Source organism: Mesorhizobium sp. M0659, from assembly GCF_040320605.1.
Taxonomy (GTDB): Bacteria; Pseudomonadota; Alphaproteobacteria; order Rhizobiales; family Rhizobiaceae; genus Mesorhizobium.
Genome location: NZ_JAMYPY010000008.1, coordinates 164,321 through 182,266 on the forward strand (window position 1 = coordinate 164,321; position 17,946 = coordinate 182,266).

Genomic DNA, 17,946 nt, shown 5'->3' on the forward strand with positions numbered 1-17,946 from the left:
CGCCTTGCAATCAGGGCGCCCGGACTGTGCGCCTGCTTATCGTCAGGGTCGAAGGGGTCAGCGCACCGATCGTGCTGGTCAATGAAGACCATCAGGCAATTCCGAACGCTGCAATCGGAATATAATTCAGACCGAACAGTATAGGACTGCAAAACGCAAAAAACCGCGCTCCATCGGAACGCGGCTTTGCCAGATACGCATGGCATTTCGCCAACAATACACTTGCGAAACTTACGGGCTCCGGTACGCGAGACCTGATCCGGAGCGCCGGGCGGATGCGATGTGTCCGCCTCGCCATCCGTTATATAGGCACATCGTTACCGCCGGGTTATCGAGAGCTTAAGCAAATCTAAATTTGCAATTTTTCCGCGCAATAAAAATCGAGAAAAGCGCTGCCAAATTTCGAAACTTATAGAGAACTGCCGCGAAGGAAATTTATGATGCCGGAAAAATCGTCGCCGCCATTTCCCTGGGCGTTGAACAGCGCATAAAGCTGGGCCGCTTCGGCCCCCATCGGCGTCACCGCGCCGGCGCTTTGGGCGGCTTCCTGCGCCAGTTTCAGGTCCTTCAGCATGAGTGCCGCGGCAAAGCCCGGTTTGTAGTCGCGGTTGGCGGGTGAGGCCGGCACGGGACCCGGCACCGGGCAGTAGGTGGTCAGCGACCAGCACTGGCCCGACGAGGTCGAGGCAACGTCGAACAGGGCCTGATGCGAGAGGCCGAGCTTTTCGGCCAGCACGAAGGCCTCTGCGACGCCGATCATCGAAATGCCGAGCATCATGTTGTTGCAGATTTTGGCTGCCTGACCGGCGCCGTCGTCGCCGCAATGGACGATGCGGCCTGCCATCGGCTTCAGGACCGGTTCGGCCTTGGCGAAGGCATCCTTGGCGCCGCCGGCCATGAAGGTTAGCGTTCCCGCAGCAGCACCGCCGGTGCCGCCGGAGACGGGGGCGTCGATCGAATGCAGCCCTTGCTTCCTTGCTACGGCATGCGCCTTGCGGGCCGACTCGACATCGATGGTCGAGGAATCAATGAACAGGGCGCCTGGTTTGGCCTTGGGTGCGATGTCCTCGTAGACCGAGAGCACGTGCTTGCCGGCGGGAAGCATGGTGATCACGACATCGGCGTCCTTCACCGCCGCCACGGCATTCGCCATGACAATGACGCCATGCTCGCGGGCGACGGTGAGGTTTTCCGGCATCAGGTCAAAGCCGTGCACCGCGTGCCCCGCCTTGACGAGATTGGCAGCCATCGGATTGCCCATATTTCCGAGACCAATGAAGGCGATGGTGGTCATAGCGGTGCTCCATGATGAGTAGGCAGTAGGCAGTAGGCAGTAGGCAGTAGGCAGTAGGCAGTAGGGCGACCTATTCGGGTGCGAGTTTGATAACAAGTTGGCGAAGCATCTTTCCGATGGCCTCGGCCGCCAGAAGCAGGTGCTCAGCTTGCCCATGCGTGGCAACGCCAATGCGTTGAGCGATTTGGAGGTGTGTCTCGAACTCCTTCAGCGAGCCTTGGGCTGTCCTGAGAAATTGCTGATAGGAGCCTCGGTTGTCTCGGCCATAGCCTTCCGCGATGTTTGCAGGGATAGAGGTTGCTGAACGGCGGATTTGGCTGGTCAGCCCATACAATTCCTCTTTGGGCCATGTCTTGGTCAATGAGTAGGTGCTGACAGCCAGATCCATCGCCTGCTGCCATACGATAAGATCCTTGTACGAGTTGATCTTGCCGGTCATCCTTTGCCTACTGCCTACTGCCTACTGCCTACTGCCTACTGCCGTCCAATCAACGCCCGCGCGATGATGACGCGCATGATCTCGTTGGTGCCTTCGAGGATCTGGTGGACGCGCAGGTCGCGCACCAGTTTTTCGATACCGTAATCATGAAGATAGCCATAACCGCCATGCAGCTGCAGCGCCTCGTTGGCGACGTTGAAGCCGATGTCGGTGACGAAGCGCTTGGCCATGGCCGACCATTTGCCGGCATCCGACGCCTTGCGGTCGAGTTTCGAGGCGGCGGCGTAGAGAAAGATCCGCGCTGCCTGCAATTCGGTCTCCATGTCGGCCAACCTGAACTGCAGCGCCTGGAACTGGTTGATCTTCGAGCCGAAAGCCTTGCGCTCGGCGGTATAGGACAGCGCCTTGTCGAGCGCAGATTGCGCGCCGCCGAGCGAACAGGCAGCGATGTTGAGGCGGCCGCCGTCAAGGCCGGCCATGGCGATGCCGAAACCTGCGCCTTCCCCCGACAGCAGGTTTGCAGCCGGCACCTTGCAGTCCTCGAAGATCACCTGGCGGGTCGACTGCATGTGCCAGCCCATCTTGTGCTCGTTGGCGCCGAAGGACAGGCCGGGCGCATCCTTCGGCACGACGAAGGTGGAAATGCCCTTCGGCCCGTCGGCGCCGGTGCGCGCCATGACGACATAGAGGTCGCTGTCGCCGGCCCCGGAGATGAACTGCTTGGCGCCGTTAAGCACATAGTCGTCGCCGCTCTTCACCGCGCGCGTCGTCAGCGCCGCGGCATCCGAGCCTGAGCCCGGCTCGGTCAGGCAGTAGCTCGCCAGCCATTCCATCGAGGTCAGCTTCGGCAGGAAGCGTTGGCGCTGCTCGTCGTCGCCGAAGCGGTCGATCATCGACGCCGCCATATTGTGGATCGAGATGAAGGAGGAAAACGCCGGATCGGCGTGCGACAGTGCCTCGAAGATCAGCACGGCGTCGAGCCGGCCGAGCGCCGAGCCGCCGACATCGTCCCTGACATAGATGCCGCCAAGGCCAAGCGGGCCGGTCTCGCGGATTACATCGGCGGGAAAGTGTCTTGCCCGGTCCCATTCGAGCGCATTGGGCGCAACGCGATCGGCGGCGAAGGCCTGTGCCATCTCCTGGATGGCGCGCTGCTCCTCATTGAGTTCGAACTGACTGGTGCTCGCATCGACCGCGGCGTCCATGGCGTGCTCCCTGTGTTTCCCCAGTTGGGGTTGGCTTGCTGGCCTGTTGTTTTTGGCTTTGCGCGCCGCTCAATCTAGACCAATGATGCCGCCGCGCAACCCGGCTCGCCGCGCAGCCGCTGTGCATGAATGGATCAACGGAGCATTGCGTGCCGACATATTTCGACGAATTGCTCGACCGCTTCCATGCCTATCTCCGGGGCGTGGACAACGCGCTGGTGCGGGACGCCGTGACCCGGATCGGCTGGAATATGACGGCGCGCGTGCTCGAAGCGCATCCGCTGCCTTGCCTTGGTCTGCTCGACCGCATTGTCGAACTGGCGCCGCCGGACCCGCAGCCTCTGGTGCAACTGCTGGCGGAGCGTCGTGACGATCTGTGCTGGGGGCAGACCTACAACGCGAGCGATTTTGGTGAAGCGTTCTTGCAGAAATACGGCTGGCTGGAGGTGTTTGGCACGCGCGGCCATTTCGCCAATGAAGAGGTCGCGGCCGGATTGCTGATCCTGGGGCCCGGCATCACCTATCCCGACCATCATCACATTGCCGAGGAGATCTACATTCCGCTGACCGGCGGCACCGAATGGCGCATGGGCGAGGGCGGCTTTCACATCCGCCAGGCGGGCGAAATTATCCATCACGCCTCCAATGTCAGCCATGCCATGCGCACCGGCAGCGAACCGTTGCTGGCGCTCTACATCTGGCGCGGCGGGCCGCTGGCGCAGAAATCGACCGTTTCCGGCGCGCAGGGCAGGGGCTGAGCATGGCCAAGGCGATCATGCTGCAAGGCACGGGCTCGGATGTCGGCAAGACCGTGTTGGTGGCGGGTCTCTGCCGCGCGGCCAGGAATCGCGGGCTGAAAGTCAGGCCGTTCAAGCCGCAGAACATGTCGAACAATGCCGCCGTCGCCGACATTCCCGGCGACAACCGCGCCGGCGGCGGCGAGATTGGCCGTGGGCAATGGCTGCAAGCGCTGGCGTGTGGTGTTCAGCCGACCGTGCATATGAATCCGGTGCTGCTCAAACCCCAGAGCGACATCGGTTCGCAGGTGATCGTGCAGGGCAAGGTGTTCGGCGAGGCGCGAGCGCGCGACTACCAGACAATGAAAGCGGGGCTGATGGACGCCGTGCTGGAGTCCTGGACGAAGGTCGGTGAGGGCGCCGATCTGGTCATCGTCGAGGGCGCCGGATCGCCGGCCGAAATCAACCTGCGTAGTCGCGACATCGCCAATATGGGCTTTGCCACACGCGCCGACGTGCCGGTGATCCTGGTCGGCGACATCGACCGCGGGGGCGTCATCGCTTCGGTCGCCGGCACGCATCTGATCCTGCCGGAGGAAGACAGGCGCATGATCGTCGGCTACCTCATCAACAAGTTCCGCGGCGATGTCTCGCTGTTCGACGACGGCATCCGGTCGATCGAAAGCTTCACCGGCTGGCGCTGCTTTGGCGTCGTGCCGTGGCTGAAGGCGGCGGCGCGATTGCCTTCGGAGGATTCGGTCGTGCTCGAACGCCTGGCATCGGGCGAGAAGCGGGCGTTGAAGGTCGCCGTGCCGATGCTTGGCCGCATCGCCAATTTCGACGACCTCGACCCGCTCAAGGCCGAGCCGCAGGTCGAAGTGGTGTTCGTGCCGCCGGGGCAGCGCTTGCCGGAGGATGCCGGCCTGGTGGTCATTCCCGGTTCCAAATCGACGATCGGGGATCTCATGAAATTCCGCGAGAATGGCTGGGATCGCGATCTCCTCGCGCACCGCAAACGCGGCGGCCATATCGTCGGCATTTGCGGCGGCTTCCAGATGCTCGGCCGCCTGGTGCGCGATCCCGATGGCATCGAGGGCAGCGTCACCGAGGCGGAAGGTCTTGGTCTGCTCGACATCGAGACGGTGATGGAACCGGAAAAGACGGTGCGCAATGTCAGCGCCCGCTCAGTGCCGTTCGGCCTGGCGCTCGAGGGCTACGAAATTCATCTCGGCCGCACCACCGGGCCGGACATGGCGCGGCCGTCGGCTGTGATCAACGGCATCGACGACGGTGCTATTTCCGCCGATGGCAAGGTTTTTGGCACCTATCTGCACGGCCTGTTTTCCGCCGACGCTTGCCGGGCGAGATTCCTGGAAAGCCTCGGCGTGAAAGGCGGCGGCATCGACTATCGCGCGGACGTGGAAAAAGCGCTGGACGAGATCGCCACCGAGCTGGAGCGCCATCTTGAGTGCGATGCGATTTTTGGGTTAGCAAGGTAGGACCGTCCACCGTTTCGCCATCCTCGGGTCTGCGCGTCCGCTTCGTTTCCACTCCGTGGATGTCGAAGTTCGGGCGCTTTCGCCGACCTTCGACGCGGCGCTGAAGGACCAAGGCCGATGGCGAAGGATTCTGCGAAACTGATCACCAGCGGGACGGTGAGCGAGGCGTATTCGACATTGCGAAAATGGCCGGGCGCCGTTTCGCGATAGCCACAAATGTCGGTGACCGCGTTCTGCAGCCGCAGGCCCGGCGCGCGCCGCACCATCTCGAAGCGGTCGGCTACCGGGCGGTGCTGTTGATCGTGGCGCTCCGTCTCGCCGGACATGGTCATCCTTCCGCGCGGAAGAGCCTAACGGACCATGCATCCAAAGCAAAAGCGCCCGGCTTTTGACCGGGCGCTTCGAATTGCAGAAGTCGCGGGCGCCTAGGCGCCGCGCATCAGGCAGGCGGCGGCAAGCACGATGTATGCGATGAGGACAATCCACACCGCAGCCAGAGGAATGAACGCAAGAACGCCAAGCGCGGCGAGCACGCCGATGATGGCGATGACAAGGGATATGATGAAAACAAGCTGAGTGGGTGCACTAAGATTCATGTGTGGTCCCTCCAACATGATTCGTACAACGGCACTCTATCAGGCGTGAGGCTTATACACCAATCAGCTGGCGCAATGGGTTCGCCGGGTCGGCCAGCAGCTTCACCGCCAGAGCCAGGCAGATGATCACCAGCAGCGGCTTGATCAGCCGGGCGCCGATGCGGATGGCAAGGCTGGCGCCGAGCCGGGCGCCGAGGAACTGGGCGACGCCCATCATCAGCCCGATCTTCCAGTAGACGACGCCGGCGACCGCAAAGACGATGAAGCCGCCGATGTTGGAGGCAAAATTGAGCAGCTTGGTGTGTGCCGTAGCCTTGAGCACGCCGAAGCCGGCAAGGCTGACGAAGGCCAGCATATAGAAGGAGCCGGCTCCCGGCCCGAACAGCCCGTCATAGAAGCCGACCAAAGGGGCGATGATCAGCCCGAACAGGAAGGGCGACAGGCGCTCGGCGCGGTCGACATCGTTCATGTTGGGTTTCACGGCGAAGTAGATCGCGATGGCGATCAAAAGCAGCGGCAGCAGCGCCCGCAGGAGATCACCTGGCACGAATGCCGCCAGCAAGGCGCCGACGGCACTGCCGGTAAGGGCCAGAAGCGCCGATGGCAGCTGTCGGCGCAGATCGACATGGCCATTCATGGCGTAGTGGATGGTCGCCGAAGCGGTGCCGAAAATGCCCTGCAGCTTGTTGGTTCCAAGTGCTGCGACCGGCGGGAAGCCGGCAAGCAGCAGGGCCGGGATGGTGATCAGCCCGCCGCCGCCGGCTATCGAATCGACAAAGCCGGCTGCAAAGGCGGCCAAGGCAAGCATGATGACGGTGTGGGTAGCGAGGTCGAGCATCGGGATTTCTGAACATTCCGGCGGGAAAGGTGATGCCGCGCCTTCTCATGGCCATCTGGTTTGCGCAAGGCCGATTCCGCGCTACGTCCATCCAAGCGCGTTGCGCTTGGATTTCCTGTGGTGCATGTCATTATCCCAATACCGCTGGGCAATTTTGGGTCATATGCACTGGGCGGACTCGGAAAAGGGATACTGTTGGCGATGGCATTGCTCGACCAGATACGCTCGATCTTCGATGGTGACCCCGGCGTGCGCAAGGTTGCCGACGACCCGGTGCTGTCGGCGGAACTCTTGATGCTGTTTCGCATGATCCTGGCCGACGGCTCGGTTTCGGAGAGCGAGATGGTCGCCTTCCGGCGCATCTGCAAGGACGCCTTCGGCATCCCGGAAAGCAGCATCGACGCGGTCATCGAATATCTCAATGATTTCGGCTACGAAACCAACGGTTCGCAAGCCATTGCGCTGTTCCGCGATCTCGATGTCGAACGGCGCAAGTTGCTGGCGCTCCACATGGCGGAGATCGCCAAAGCCGATTCCAAACTGGCCGAGAGCGAAGTGCGGCTGTTGCGCCGCACGCTCGATTTGCTCGACATCAGCCCGGTCGATGTGGTGAAGCCGGAGGAGTGAGGCAGACCAGGGGCAACGGCCGCCCAGCCGGGTCCCCGCTGCTTCGCAGCGTCCCAGCGTTTGTGACCTTTCATCGTGCCACTGGCACGATGAATTCGCTGCGCGAACCGGTCACTTACCCCTGTTCCTGCATACGGTGAGCGATCGCCCGATGCAGATCGGGCGCAGCCGCGACCAGCGCCCTGGCCGCCTCCGACTGCGGATGATCGAGCACGTCACCGGTCTTGCCGCGCTCGACGATCCTGCCGTCATGCATGACCAGCACCTCATCGGTGATGGCGCGGGCGACGGTCAAATCGTGGGTGATGAAGAGATAGCCGATGCCGAGCTTCTGGTTGAGCTCTGCGAACAGATCGAGGATCTGGGCGCGGATCGAGACGTCGAGCGCCGAGACCGGCTCGTCGGCGACGACCAGCTTCGGCCTAGTGATGATGGCGCGGGCGATCGACAGGCGCTGGCGCTGGCCGCCGGAAAACTCATGCGGATATTTGTCCATGTCGCTGGTACCGAGGCCGACCTCGTGCAGTGCGTGCGCCACCATCTCGCGCCGCTCAGCCGGTGTCGGCTTCGTCTCCAGTACATGCAGCGGCTCGGCGACCAGTTTTACGACCTTCTGGCGCGGGTCGAAAGAGCCGTAGGGATCCTGGAACACCACCTGCATGTCGCGCCGCGCGGCTTTGAGCTCCGCCTCGCTTTTGCCGGTGATGGTCTCGCCGCGAAAGCGGATCGTTCCCGAGGTCGATTTGTCGAGCGCCAGGATCATGCGGGCAAGCGTTGACTTGCCGCAGCCGGAGCGGCCGACCAGCGCCACCGATTGGCCCGGCGCCAGCGACAAGGAGACGTCGTCGACAGCGCGGATCGGGGGAGCGGGTTTGAACAGGGATGTACGCCGCCCGGGATAGTCGCGGGTCACGCCTTCGACCTCAAGCAGCGGCTTGGCCGATCCGTTGGCGTGAACCTTGGCGCGGGCCGGCACATGCATGGAGGCAAGCGCCAGCTGGCGCGTATAGGGATGCAGCTGTTCAGACAGCGTGCGTGCGGTGTCGCCGGCTTCCATCACCTCGCCGTGACGCAGGATGGTGATGTGGTCGGCCATTTCGGTTACGACGGCGAGATCGTGCGAGATCAGAAGCAGGCCCATGCGGTTTTCGCTGACAAGGCCGCGCAAGAGGTCGAGGATCTGCGCCTGCAGCACCACGTCGAGCGCCGTGGTCGGCTCGTCGGCGATGAGCAGCTTGGGTTTCAGTGCGCAGGCAATGGCGATGACGACGCGCTGGCGCTGGCCGCCCGACAGTTCGTGCGGATAGCGCGACAGCGGGAATTTGGCCTCGGGCAGGCCGACGCGGTCGAGCATTTTGCGCGCCCGGTCTTCGGCTTCCGCGCGGCTTGCCCTGGTGTGCCAGCGTATGCCTTCAGCGACCTGCTCGCCGATGGTCTTGACCGGGTTCAGCGCCGTCATGGGCTCCTGGAACACCATGCCGATGTCATCGCCGCGCAACGCGCACATCTGGTCCTCTTTGGCCGCGAGGATGTCGATGCCGTCGAAGGTCACGCAGCCGGTGGCGCGCGCAGCATGCGGCAGAAGCTGCATGATGGCCAGCGCCGTCATCGATTTGCCCGAGCCGGATTCGCCGACCAGGCCCATCACCTCGCCGGGCGCGACGGAGAGCTCGACCCCTTTCAGGATCGGCGCGTCGCCGATCGCCAGCGACAGGTTCTCGATCTGCAGCAGGCTCATCGCTGCCGCCGCGATTTCGGGTCGAGTATGTCGGCGATGCCGTCGCCGAGCAGATTGAGCCCAAGCACGGTGACGACAATGGCCATGCCGGGGAAGATCGCCATCCACGGCGCCACCACCATGCGCGTCTGGGCGTCGAACAGCATGCGGCCCCAGCTCGGCATTGGTGGCTGGGCGCCGAGGCCGACATAGGAGAGACCGGCTTCGGCCAAAATGCCGAGCGCGAACTGGATGGTGCCTTGCACCAGAAGCAGCGTGGCGATGTTGGGCAGCACGTGCTCGATTGTAATCTGCGTCTTGCTCTTGCCGGCGGCGCGCGCGGCGAGGATGAACTCGCGTGGCCAGATCGCCAGCGCGCCGGCGCGGGCGACGCGCGCAAACACCGGGATGTTGAAGATGCCTATCGCGATGATGGCGTTGATGGCGCCCGGTCCGAAGATGGCGGTGATCATGATCGCCGACAAAAGCGCCGGAAAGGCGAAGACAAGGTCGTTCAGCCGCATCAGCGCCTCGTCGACGAACCCGCCGCGCGCCGCGGCGAAGGCGCCGAGCGGCACGCCGACGCCCATGCCGATGCCGACCGCGACCAGCGCCACGGCGATCGAGTTGCGGGCGCCGACCATGATCATCGACAGGATGTCGCGGCCGAAATGATCGGTGCCGAACCAGTGCGCCGCAGAGGGCGCGAGCGTCTTGTCCGAGATCACCAGTTTGGTCACGTCGTAGGGCGTCCAGACGTAGGAGATGACCGCTATTGCAGCCACCAGCACCGTGATGGCGAAGCCGATGAGGAAGGAGCGGTTGCGGAAGGCCTTGGCCAGAATGCTGCCCAACGTCTCCTGCGGGATGTCGATGTGCAGCGTCATTGCCGGCCTCGAAGGCGCGGATCGACGATGGCGTAGGAGACGTCGACGACGAGGTTGACGGCAATGACGGCGACGACCAGCAGCATGACGATGCTTTCCACCACGATCAGGTCGCGCTGAGTGATCGCCTGGAACACCAGCCGTCCGAGGCCGGGGAGATAAAAGACGTTCTCGATGATGATGGTGCCGGCGAGCAGGAAGGCGAATTGCAGGCCCAGAATGGTCAGAACCGGGATCATCGCGTTGCGCAGCGCGTGCCGCCATAGTACGGCACGATAGGGCAGGCCCTTGGCGCGGGCGGTGCGGATATAATCCTCGTTCAGCACCTCGAGCAGCGCGGAGCGGGCAACGCGCGCCAGGATCGCCGCCTGCGGCAGCGCAAGTGCTACGGCCGGCAGCAGCAGCGATTTCAGCGCCGGCCAGACACCGGCGCTCCAGCCGGGAAAGCCGCCGGCCGGCACCAGCCGCAGCCAGACGGCAAAGAGGTAGATCAACATCAGCGCGAACCAGAAGTTCGGGATGGCGACGCCGAGTTGGGCGGCGCCCATGGCAATCGTGTCACCGGCCCGCCCGCGCCGGCTGGCGGAATAGAGCCCGACCGGGATGGCAATGATGGTGGACAGCGCCAGCGCGATCAGCGCCAGCGGCAGGGAAACCGCCATGCGCTCGCGGACAAGGTCGATGACCGGCACTGAATAAGTGTAGGAGCGGCCGAAATCGAGGCTAAGCAGACCGCCGACCCAATGAAGGTAGCGCAGGAGAAGCGGCGCGTTGAGGCCCATCTGGTTGCGCAGGAGTTCGACCTGCTCGGCGCTGGCGTTGAGGCCCAGCATCAGCCGCGCCGGGTCGCCGGGCAGGATTTCGAGCACGGCGAAGACGACCATCGAGGCCAGGATCAAGGTGGCGACGGCAATGGCGAGGCGTTGGAGGAGGTAGGCGGTCATGGTGGAGGGGCGCCCGGTGCGGCTGCGCCCTGAAAGTCGAGTTCCCGCCCACCCCCCTCTGTCCTGCCGGACATCTCCCCCGCAAGGGGGGAGATCAGCAGTTTCTGTGTCGTCGACCAGCGTTCAACGTTCGCGATAGGCGAAAGCGGAGATGATAGCCCGATCTCCCCCCTTGCGGGGGAGATGCCCGGCAGGGCAGAGGGGGGTGTGACGGAGCGCAAACGCCGCCCTTTGGCCCGCCGCCTCAATCCGCCCACTTCACCTTGGTCAGGTCATTCGCCTGGATCGGCGCGTTTTCCCACAGGCCCTGCAGCTTGGCGTCCCAGACGCCGACCTTCGGCAGTTCATAGAGGAACCCCACCACGGCGTCGTCGGCCAGGATCTTCTGTGCTTCGCCGAGCAGCGTGTTGCGCTTGGCGTCGTCGGAGGTGAGGTTCAGCTCGGCGATGATCTTGTCGAAGGCGGGGTTGTCGTAGTTGAAGTAGTAGTCCTTGCGCGAATAGATATCGATGTCGTTGGGCTCGGTGTGGGAGACGATGGTCAGGTCGTAATCCTTCTTGGTGAACACCTGATCCAGCCACTGCGCCCATTCGACCGGAATGATTTCCAGGTCGATGCCGACGTCGCGCAGCTGCGAGGCGATGATCTCGCCGCCAAGCCGTGCATAGGAAGGCGGCGGCAGTTTCAGCGTCGCCTTGATTCCGTTTTCGAAGCCGGCTTGCTTCAGCAGCTCCTTGGCCTTGTCGACATTGTGCGGGTACAGGCCGGTGAGGTCGACATAGGCCTTGCTGGCGGGCGACATGTGCGAGCCGATCGGCACGCCGAGCCCGGCCGAGGCGCCGTCGATGATCGCCTTGCGGTCGAGCGCGAAGGCAATTGCCTGCCGCACCTCGAGCTTGTCGAAAGGCGGCTTCTTGTTGTTGATCGCCAGAATGGTCTCGCCCTCGGTCGAGCCGACCACCACCTTGAAGCGCGGATCGTCCTTGACCTGCGCGACGCTGTCGGGATCGAAGAAAGGGAAAGCCTGGATGTCGCCGGAGAGCAGCGCCGGCACGGCGGCAGCGGCGTCGGGAACGATGCGGAACTCGGCCTTGTCGAGGGATACCGGAGCGCCCCAGTAAGTGTCCGATTTCACCAGCGTGATCGACGAGCCCTTGGTCCAGCTCTGGAATTTGAACGGGCCGGTGCCGATGGGCTTTTCCTTGTTGGTGTCTGCGCTCTCGGGCGCCACGATCACCGCGTCGCCCCAGCCCATATTGTAGAGGAACGACCCCTGCGGGTTCTTCAGCGTCACCTTGACTGTCGTCGGATCGACGACTTCGACCGTATCGATGGCGGCGAACAGGGCCTTTTGCGCGTTTACGGAATTGTCGGCGCGGGCGCGGTCGAGCGAGAATTTCACGTCGCCGGCGTCGAAATCGCTGCCGTCATGGAATTTGACGCCGGTGTGCAGCTTGAAGGTGTAGACCTTGCCGTCATCGGAAATGGCCCAGCTCTCGGCGAGGTCCGGCAGCACTTCGCCATTCGGACCGATGCGGGTCAGGCCCTCGAAGACGTTGGCGTAGAGCACTTCGTCGATCGCCGCGGCAGCACCGGCGGTCGGATCGAGATGTGGCGGCTCGAGCGGAATGCCGATCACCAGGTCGGTGCGTGCGGCAAATGCCTGACTGCCGGCCAGTGCCAGCACTGCGGCGGCAAGAATGGTTTTCCACAATTTCATCGTGCAACTCCCAAATGCTCGAACCCTGGTGCGATAGAAGCGTGATTTCGAGGTGGAGTAAATTGCGTTTCGTGCTCCGCAGCGGCGCGGGGAGGAATGTTTTTTCAGCGAAGCCGATGGTTCAGTCCGCGGCCGTGCCCCTGAGCAGCACATTCAGCCCGATCGCCATCACCTTGGCCGACTCCACCATATCAGAGATACCGACCCATTCGTCGGGCCGGTGGGCGAGGTCCAAAATGCCCGGGCCATAGGCGATGCAATCATAGATGTGGCCGATGCGGGCGATGTGCTTCTGGTCGTAAGTGCCTGGTGAAATGACATAATCCGGCTCACGGTCGAAGATCGCCATGATGCCTTGCGCCACCGCCTTGACCACCGGCGCGTCGCGCTCGGTCATCAGCGGCAGCACCTCCATCAGGTCGCGAATCTCGTAGTCGAACTTTTTGCGCTCGCGCTTCAGCCGGTCGAGGATATCGGTCACCTCGCTCTTGACCGTGGCAAGGTCCTCCTCGAGCAGGAAGCGGCGATCGATGGTCAGCCGGCAGGCGTCGGGCACGTTGGGTGAGGGCAGGCCGGGGCGGAAATCCTCGGTCTGGCCGCCATGGATCGAGTTGATGTTCATGGTCGAGCGCTTTGCGCCTTCGGGCACGACAGGCATGCGCGTCACCTTGCGATCGAGCGCCGGAAACAGTTCATCCTCGAAGGCCTGCAGCACGGCGCCCATGTGGCGCACGGCATTGTCGCCGAGGAACGGCATCGAGCCATGCGCGATCTCGCCCTTGGTCTCGATCTCCGCCCACCAGACGCCGCGATGGCCAAGACAGATGCGGTCCTTGTTCAGCGGCTCGGGGATGATGACGTGGTCGACCTTGGGTTTCGAGAAATAGCCAAGCTTCGCCAGATGGGCGACGCCGCCGAAGCCGCCGGACTCTTCATCGACGGTGCCGGAGATTTCGATGGCGCCAGGAAAGTCGGGGAATACCTCCATGAAGGCTTCCGCCGCGATGATCGAGGCGGCCATGCCCCCTTTCATGTCGCAGGCGCCGCGCCCGTAGACCTTGCCGTCCTTCACCACGCCGGCAAAGGGATCGACGTTCCAGCCCTCGCCGGCTTCGACCACATCGATGTGCGAGTTGAAATGGACGCAGGCCCCAGGCGAGCGGCCGTCGAAGCGGGCGACGACATTGACGCGGGGATAGCGGTCGGTATCGCCGGGCGTGCCTTCGGCGCGGATGAATTCGGTTTCGAAGCCAAGCCTGCCTAGGCGCGCACCTATATATTCGACGCAGGGGCGATAGGCTTCGCCAGGCGGATTGATGGTCGGGAAGCGGATCAGGTCGGCGGTCAGTGCGACCAAGTCATCAACACGGGCGTCTATCGCTTTGAAGAGTCGTTCGTTCATTCCCGGATTTGAGCAGGCAAGGGGGTGGTTTTGCAAGCATCGCGCCACTGGCGCCGAAACTTCGTGTCGCAGCGGCAACTATGGCGGGAAAATCGTTCAAATTCGCTGCTTTAGATTGGCGAATTTATCAAGGAGTGTGTGTTAGATCACTCACCTGTCGTTAAAAAGATGAAAAACCGCGTGATGACAGGGCAGGCAAGGGGCATCAAAGGGGTTTGATCTCATGACTAAAATCGTTCTCATGGCAGCTGCTTTTGCGGCGATGCTGTTCGGCACGTCCATCGAAAGCAGGGCTGCCTCGCTGGTGGCCAGCATCGACGTCTCGTCGCAGACCATGACCGTCAGCCAATACGGCCAGGTGCTTTATCGCTGGAGCGTGTCGACCGCCCGCAGTGGCTATTTCACGCCGCGCGGCACCTATCGGCCGCAACGCACGGCGCGGATGTGGTATTCGAAGAAATACCACATGTCGCCAATGCCTTACTCGGTGTTCTTCCATGGCGGCTACGCCATCCACGGCACCGGCGCGGTCAGGCAGCTAGGGCGTCCGGCATCGCATGGCTGCGTTCGGCTGCACACCGCCAATGCCGCGATGTTCTATGCGATGGTGCGCGAAGTCGGCTTCGGCAATACGCGGATCGTTGTGACGAACTGAGGCTTTCGACGACTTAAGATTGACGCTGCCCCTGGCCGGTGGCGTTGGCCTGTCCGCGCCGGCGGCGACGCCGGCCTGAGATTTCCCACCTTTTGTGGAACCACATCCACTGTCCCGGATCCTCGCGCACCCAGCGCTCGACCACGTCGGCGAGCAGTTGGGTGGTGGCCGCGACATCGACGCTGCCGCTTTTATTGCGCGGCAAGGTCAGCTTGTCCTCGATCTCGAGGCGGAAGCGGTTGCCTGGCAGCCGCACACATCGCGCCGGATAGACGTCGCAATCATAGTGACGGGCGAGCATGCCCAGAACCGGATTGCTCTGGCACGGGCGACCGAAGAAGATCGTCTCCAGCCCGCTGGAGAATTTCTGGTCGACCAAAACGCCGATATTGCCGCCTTTCTCCAGAATCGACGCCAGCGCGAAGGAGGCGCCGGTCGAAGACGGCAGCAAGGCGCCCATGCTCGAACGCCGCGTCGAATGGATATAATCGGCGAGGTAAGGATTGTTCGGGGGACGAAACAGCGCCGTGATCTTCATGCCGAACGTCGCGGCTGCCACGGGCAGCAGCTCGAAATTGCCGAGATGGCCGGTGAACAGGATATGCGGTTTGTCCTCGCCAGCTATCTGATGGAAATGATCGGCGCCACCGACTTCGACGCGGCCGGGCGTCGCTGCGTTCGGATCATAGTCGAAGAGGGCGTCAAGAAAGATGTATTCGGCGGCGAGCCGGGCCATGTTGCCCCACATGTCGGAGGCGATGGCCTCGATCTCGACATCGCTCTTTTCGGGATAGGCAAGGCGCAGATTGTTGATGGCGACACGGTGGCGCCCGACCCACGGACCGATGCGCCGTGCCGCCCGGTCGGCGAAATTGAGCGCCCTGTCGGCGGGCAAGAGGCGCAGCAGCGAGATGATCGTCATCGCCACGCGCGCCACCAGCCAGTGCTCCATCTGGCGCAGTCTTCGGCCATAGCGGAACATGAAGTCCCGGCGGGCTTTCTTGAACACCGAGCCGGCCATGGTCCTAAGAAACGCGCAGGATGATCTTGCCGAACACGTCGCGGCCTTCCATGCGCTTCAACGCGGCGTCGATGCCGTCGAAGCCGACTTCGGTGTCGATGACAGGTGCGACCTGTCCCGCCGCCATCTTCTGCATGGCGTTGGCCATGTTCTCCATGCGGCAGCCGAAGGACCCAAGCAGCTTCAGCTGCTGCTGGAACAGCTGCATCAGATTGATCTGCGTCGACACGCCGGAGGTCGAGCCGCAGGTGACCAGGCGGCCGCCGCGCTTGAGGCACAGCATCGAGGCGGCAAAGGTGTCGGCGCCGACATGTTCGAAGACGACGTCGACGCCCTTCTTCCTGGTGAGCTTGCGCACGACGCCTTCGAAACGATCGTCGCGGTAGTTGATGACATGGTCGGCGCCGAGCGCCTTGGCCTTGTCGATCTTGTCGTTGGAACCGACCGTGGTGATGATGGTGCAACCCATGCGCTTGGCCAACTGGATCGCCGCCGAGCCGATGCCGGAGCCGCCGGCATGGATGAGGATGGTTTCGCCGGGCTGCAGCTTGGCATTGTCGAACAGCATGTGCTCGACGGTGCCGAAGGTGACAGGGGCGACGGCAGCGCCGACATCGGTCACACCGGGAGGGGCAGGGACCAGCAGGCGCGCCGGCAGGTTGATCTTCTCCTGCGCAAAGCCGTCGAGATGGAAGCCGTGGACGCCCGAGACATGTTCGCAGAGATTGTCACGGCCTTCGCGGCAGGCGCGGCAAAGGCCGCAGGTGCGAGCGCCGTAGATCGATACCAATTGTCCGGGCAGCAGGCTGGACACGCCGGGGCCGACAGCCTCGACCTCGCCGGAGGCTTCGGCGCCGACGACCAGCGGCAGCTTACGCTTGGCGAAGGCCATGCCACGCCAGCCCCAGACGTCGATATGGTTCAGCGCGACCGCCTTGATGCGCAACGTGACTTCGCCCAATGCGGGGGGCGGCGGGGGCGGCAGGTCCACCGTTTCAAGACGGCGGTCCTCGATAAGTTGCAGTGCGCGCATGGGGCCTGTCAGTTCAGTCTGGCTGAAAAAGGTCGCTTAGACCGGTTCCCGCGCCATGACAAGGCAAGTGTTCTGGCCGCCGAAGCCGAACGAGTTCGACAGAACGCTACGAACCTCGGCATTGCGCTTCTTGTTGGGCACCACGTCGAGCACGATTGCCGGGTCGGGATTGTCGTAGTTGATGGTCGGCGGAATGACGCTTTCGCGCATGGTCATCAGCGAAAACGCCGCTTCGACAGCACCCGCCGCCGACAGCGTGTGGCCGATCATCGACTTGTTGGACGAGACCGGCATCGAGCCGATGCGATCGCCGAACACGGTCGACAGCGACAGATGCTCCATCTTGTCGTTTTCCGGCGTCGAGGTGCCGTGAGCGTTGACGTAGTCGATCTCGTCCTTGCTCAGGCCGGCATCCGCAAGGGCGGCGCGGACTGCTGCGATCGCCGGCGAACCGTCGGGCTTGGAACGGGTGCGATGGAAATCGTCGGCCTTTTCACCGCAGCCGCGCAGGATGCCGAGAACGCTGGCGCCCCGGGCAAGGGCTGCCTCAAGCGATTCCAGCACCAGAGCGCCGGAGCCTTCGGCCAGCACAAAGCCGTCGCGGTCCTTGGAGAAGGGTTTTGACGCCTTTTCAGGGATGTCATTGTGGGTCGACAGCGCCGAGAGCAACGAAAAGCGGATCAGCGCCTCGGCGGTTGCCGAACCGTCGGCGCCGATGGACAGCGCCCGGTCGCATTCGCCGCGGCGGATCGCTTCGACGCCGAGCTGGATGGCGGTGGCGCCCGAAGCGCAGGCCGTCGACAGCGTGATCGGCAGGCCGCGCGTGCCAAAGCGGTCGGCCAGCCGGTCGGCGATCGCGCCGAACTGCGTGCTTGCGAACGTATCTGTTTCCTTCAGCCCGCGCGCCACCCTGAGCAGCCTTTCGGCGCCGGCGCCTTTGGCGTCGGAATTGTAGAGCGCGAAGCGATCCTGCCAGTCGAGTTCGACCGGCGGCGAGGCGAGGAACAGAGGCCCGCCAAAATCAGAGGAATCGAGGCCGGATTCGGCCACCGCCTCCTTCGCTGCGGTTTCGGCCAGCTCGTAGGTCAGCAGGCTGGCGCCTTTCGAGCTTGAGTCGAGGAAATCGACCATACCGGAGATGCGGGTGTTGAGGTGGTCGACGGGAAAGCGGGTGATCGGGTGGATGCCCGATTTGCCGGAGGTCAGTGCCGCCCAATTGTCTGCCTTGCCGACGCCGAGCGAGGTTACCACGCCGATGCCGGTGACGGCGACGATCGGCCTGCCCATGTGATCTCTGAGATTGGCCATCCGGAACCTCTTAACTTTGCAGCA

Annotated in this window: 17 protein-coding genes and 1 pseudogene; 4 read left to right on the forward strand and 14 right to left on the reverse strand. The window is 63.3% G+C overall.

All coding sequences use genetic code 11. The annotated features are described in order from the left end of the window. Positions 1-409 precede the first annotated feature (409 nt). The 3 genes from mmsB to NKI31_RS15505 all read right to left on the reverse strand — a co-directional run bounded on the left by mmsB (position 410) and on the right by NKI31_RS15505 (position 2,938). Positions 410-1,294 carry a 3-hydroxyisobutyrate dehydrogenase gene (gene mmsB, locus NKI31_RS15495; RefSeq protein ID WP_023725615.1) on the reverse strand — a complete coding sequence of 295 codons (885 nt, stop codon included), beginning with the start codon at positions 1,292-1,294 and terminating at the stop codon, positions 410-412. Between the two features lie 70 nt (positions 1,295-1,364). Then, a complete protein-coding gene (locus tag NKI31_RS15500; protein WP_023725616.1) occupies positions 1,365-1,733 on the reverse strand; it encodes a four helix bundle protein in 369 nt (122 codons plus the stop codon). A 35-nt stretch (positions 1,734-1,768) separates the two neighbouring features. Continuing rightward, entirely contained in the window at positions 1,769-2,938 is a 1,170-nt protein-coding gene (locus tag NKI31_RS15505; RefSeq protein ID WP_023725617.1) for an isobutyryl-CoA dehydrogenase, read from the reverse strand. Between the two features lie 149 nt (positions 2,939-3,087). On the opposite strand from NKI31_RS15505, the gene NKI31_RS15510 reads away from it, so the two are divergent. Then, positions 3,088-3,696, forward strand: coding sequence for a dimethylsulfonioproprionate lyase family protein (locus tag NKI31_RS15510; protein WP_352652006.1), 609 nt, complete (start codon positions 3,088-3,090; stop codon positions 3,694-3,696). Positions 3,697-3,698: 2 nt separating this feature from the next. Beyond that, positions 3,699-5,174: a cobyric acid synthase gene (locus NKI31_RS15515; RefSeq protein WP_352652007.1), complete on the forward strand. Its 1,476-nt coding sequence runs from the start codon at positions 3,699-3,701 to the stop codon at positions 5,172-5,174. Between the two features lie 107 nt (positions 5,175-5,281). Here NKI31_RS15515 and NKI31_RS15520 read toward each other — a convergent pair. From NKI31_RS15520 to NKI31_RS15530, 3 genes and pseudogenes are all read right to left on the reverse strand, one after another. After that, positions 5,282-5,500 (reverse strand): annotated as a pseudogene (locus tag NKI31_RS15520) (AraC family transcriptional regulator); the annotation flags it as partial. A 99-nt stretch (positions 5,501-5,599) separates the two neighbouring features. Further along, positions 5,600-5,770, reverse strand: a complete 171-nt coding sequence (locus tag NKI31_RS15525; protein ID WP_023670429.1) for a hypothetical protein — start codon at positions 5,768-5,770, stop codon at positions 5,600-5,602. Between the two features lie 52 nt (positions 5,771-5,822). Further along, the gene (locus NKI31_RS15530; protein WP_352652008.1) at positions 5,823-6,608 is read right to left on the reverse strand and encodes a TSUP family transporter; all 786 of its coding nucleotides are present in this window, start codon (positions 6,606-6,608) and stop codon (positions 5,823-5,825) included. Positions 6,609-6,803: 195 nt separating this feature from the next. Here NKI31_RS15530 and NKI31_RS15535 point away from each other — a divergent pair, with 195 nt between their 5' ends. Continuing rightward, the gene (locus NKI31_RS15535; RefSeq protein WP_352652009.1) at positions 6,804-7,235 is read left to right on the forward strand and encodes a TerB family tellurite resistance protein; all 432 of its coding nucleotides are present in this window, start codon (positions 6,804-6,806) and stop codon (positions 7,233-7,235) included. A 115-nt stretch (positions 7,236-7,350) separates the two neighbouring features. Here NKI31_RS15535 and NKI31_RS15540 read toward each other — a convergent pair whose 3' ends face one another. The 5 genes from NKI31_RS15540 to NKI31_RS15560 form a co-directional block, all read right to left on the reverse strand. Beyond that, complete coding sequence (locus NKI31_RS15540) at positions 7,351-8,973, reverse strand: ABC transporter ATP-binding protein (protein WP_352652011.1); 1,623 nt, start codon at positions 8,971-8,973, stop codon at positions 7,351-7,353. Next, positions 8,970-9,839 (reverse strand): ABC transporter permease, encoded by an 870-nt coding sequence (locus tag NKI31_RS15545; RefSeq protein WP_023700306.1) that lies wholly within the window; start codon positions 9,837-9,839, stop codon positions 8,970-8,972. The genes NKI31_RS15540 and NKI31_RS15545 overlap by 4 nt, the downstream gene beginning before the upstream one ends. Further along, positions 9,836-10,783 carry an ABC transporter permease gene (locus NKI31_RS15550; RefSeq protein ID WP_352652012.1) on the reverse strand — a complete coding sequence of 316 codons (948 nt, stop codon included), beginning with the start codon at positions 10,781-10,783 and terminating at the stop codon, positions 9,836-9,838. Before NKI31_RS15550 ends, NKI31_RS15545 begins: the two co-directional genes overlap by 4 nt. Before the next feature lie 244 nt (positions 10,784-11,027). After that, complete coding sequence (locus tag NKI31_RS15555) at positions 11,028-12,503, reverse strand: ABC transporter substrate-binding protein (RefSeq protein ID WP_352652013.1); 1,476 nt, start codon at positions 12,501-12,503, stop codon at positions 11,028-11,030. Between the two features lie 121 nt (positions 12,504-12,624). Further along, positions 12,625-13,905 (reverse strand): acetylornithine deacetylase/succinyl-diaminopimelate desuccinylase family protein, encoded by a 1,281-nt coding sequence (locus NKI31_RS15560; RefSeq protein WP_352652014.1) that lies wholly within the window; start codon positions 13,903-13,905, stop codon positions 12,625-12,627. Positions 13,906-14,128: 223 nt separating this feature from the next. Here NKI31_RS15560 and NKI31_RS15565 point away from each other — a divergent pair, with 223 nt between their 5' ends. Further along, positions 14,129-14,560, forward strand: coding sequence for a L,D-transpeptidase (locus tag NKI31_RS15565; protein ID WP_023681747.1), 432 nt, complete (start codon positions 14,129-14,131; stop codon positions 14,558-14,560). 13 nt (positions 14,561-14,573) lie between these two features. On the opposite strand, the gene NKI31_RS15570 is transcribed toward NKI31_RS15565, so the two are convergent. From NKI31_RS15570 to NKI31_RS15580, 3 genes are read right to left on the reverse strand one after another with little or no spacing between them, the layout of a single operon-like run. Beyond that, positions 14,574-15,581 (reverse strand): lipid A biosynthesis lauroyl acyltransferase, encoded by a 1,008-nt coding sequence (locus NKI31_RS15570; protein WP_352652015.1) that lies wholly within the window; start codon positions 15,579-15,581, stop codon positions 14,574-14,576. Between the two features lie 4 nt (positions 15,582-15,585). Further along, positions 15,586-16,614 (reverse strand): zinc-binding dehydrogenase, encoded by a 1,029-nt coding sequence (locus NKI31_RS15575; RefSeq protein WP_023733737.1) that lies wholly within the window; start codon positions 16,612-16,614, stop codon positions 15,586-15,588. A gap of 36 nt (positions 16,615-16,650) precedes the next feature. Continuing rightward, positions 16,651-17,922 carry a beta-ketoacyl-ACP synthase gene (locus NKI31_RS15580; protein ID WP_023691043.1) on the reverse strand — a complete coding sequence of 424 codons (1,272 nt, stop codon included), beginning with the start codon at positions 17,920-17,922 and terminating at the stop codon, positions 16,651-16,653. Positions 17,923-17,946 lie beyond the last annotated feature (24 nt).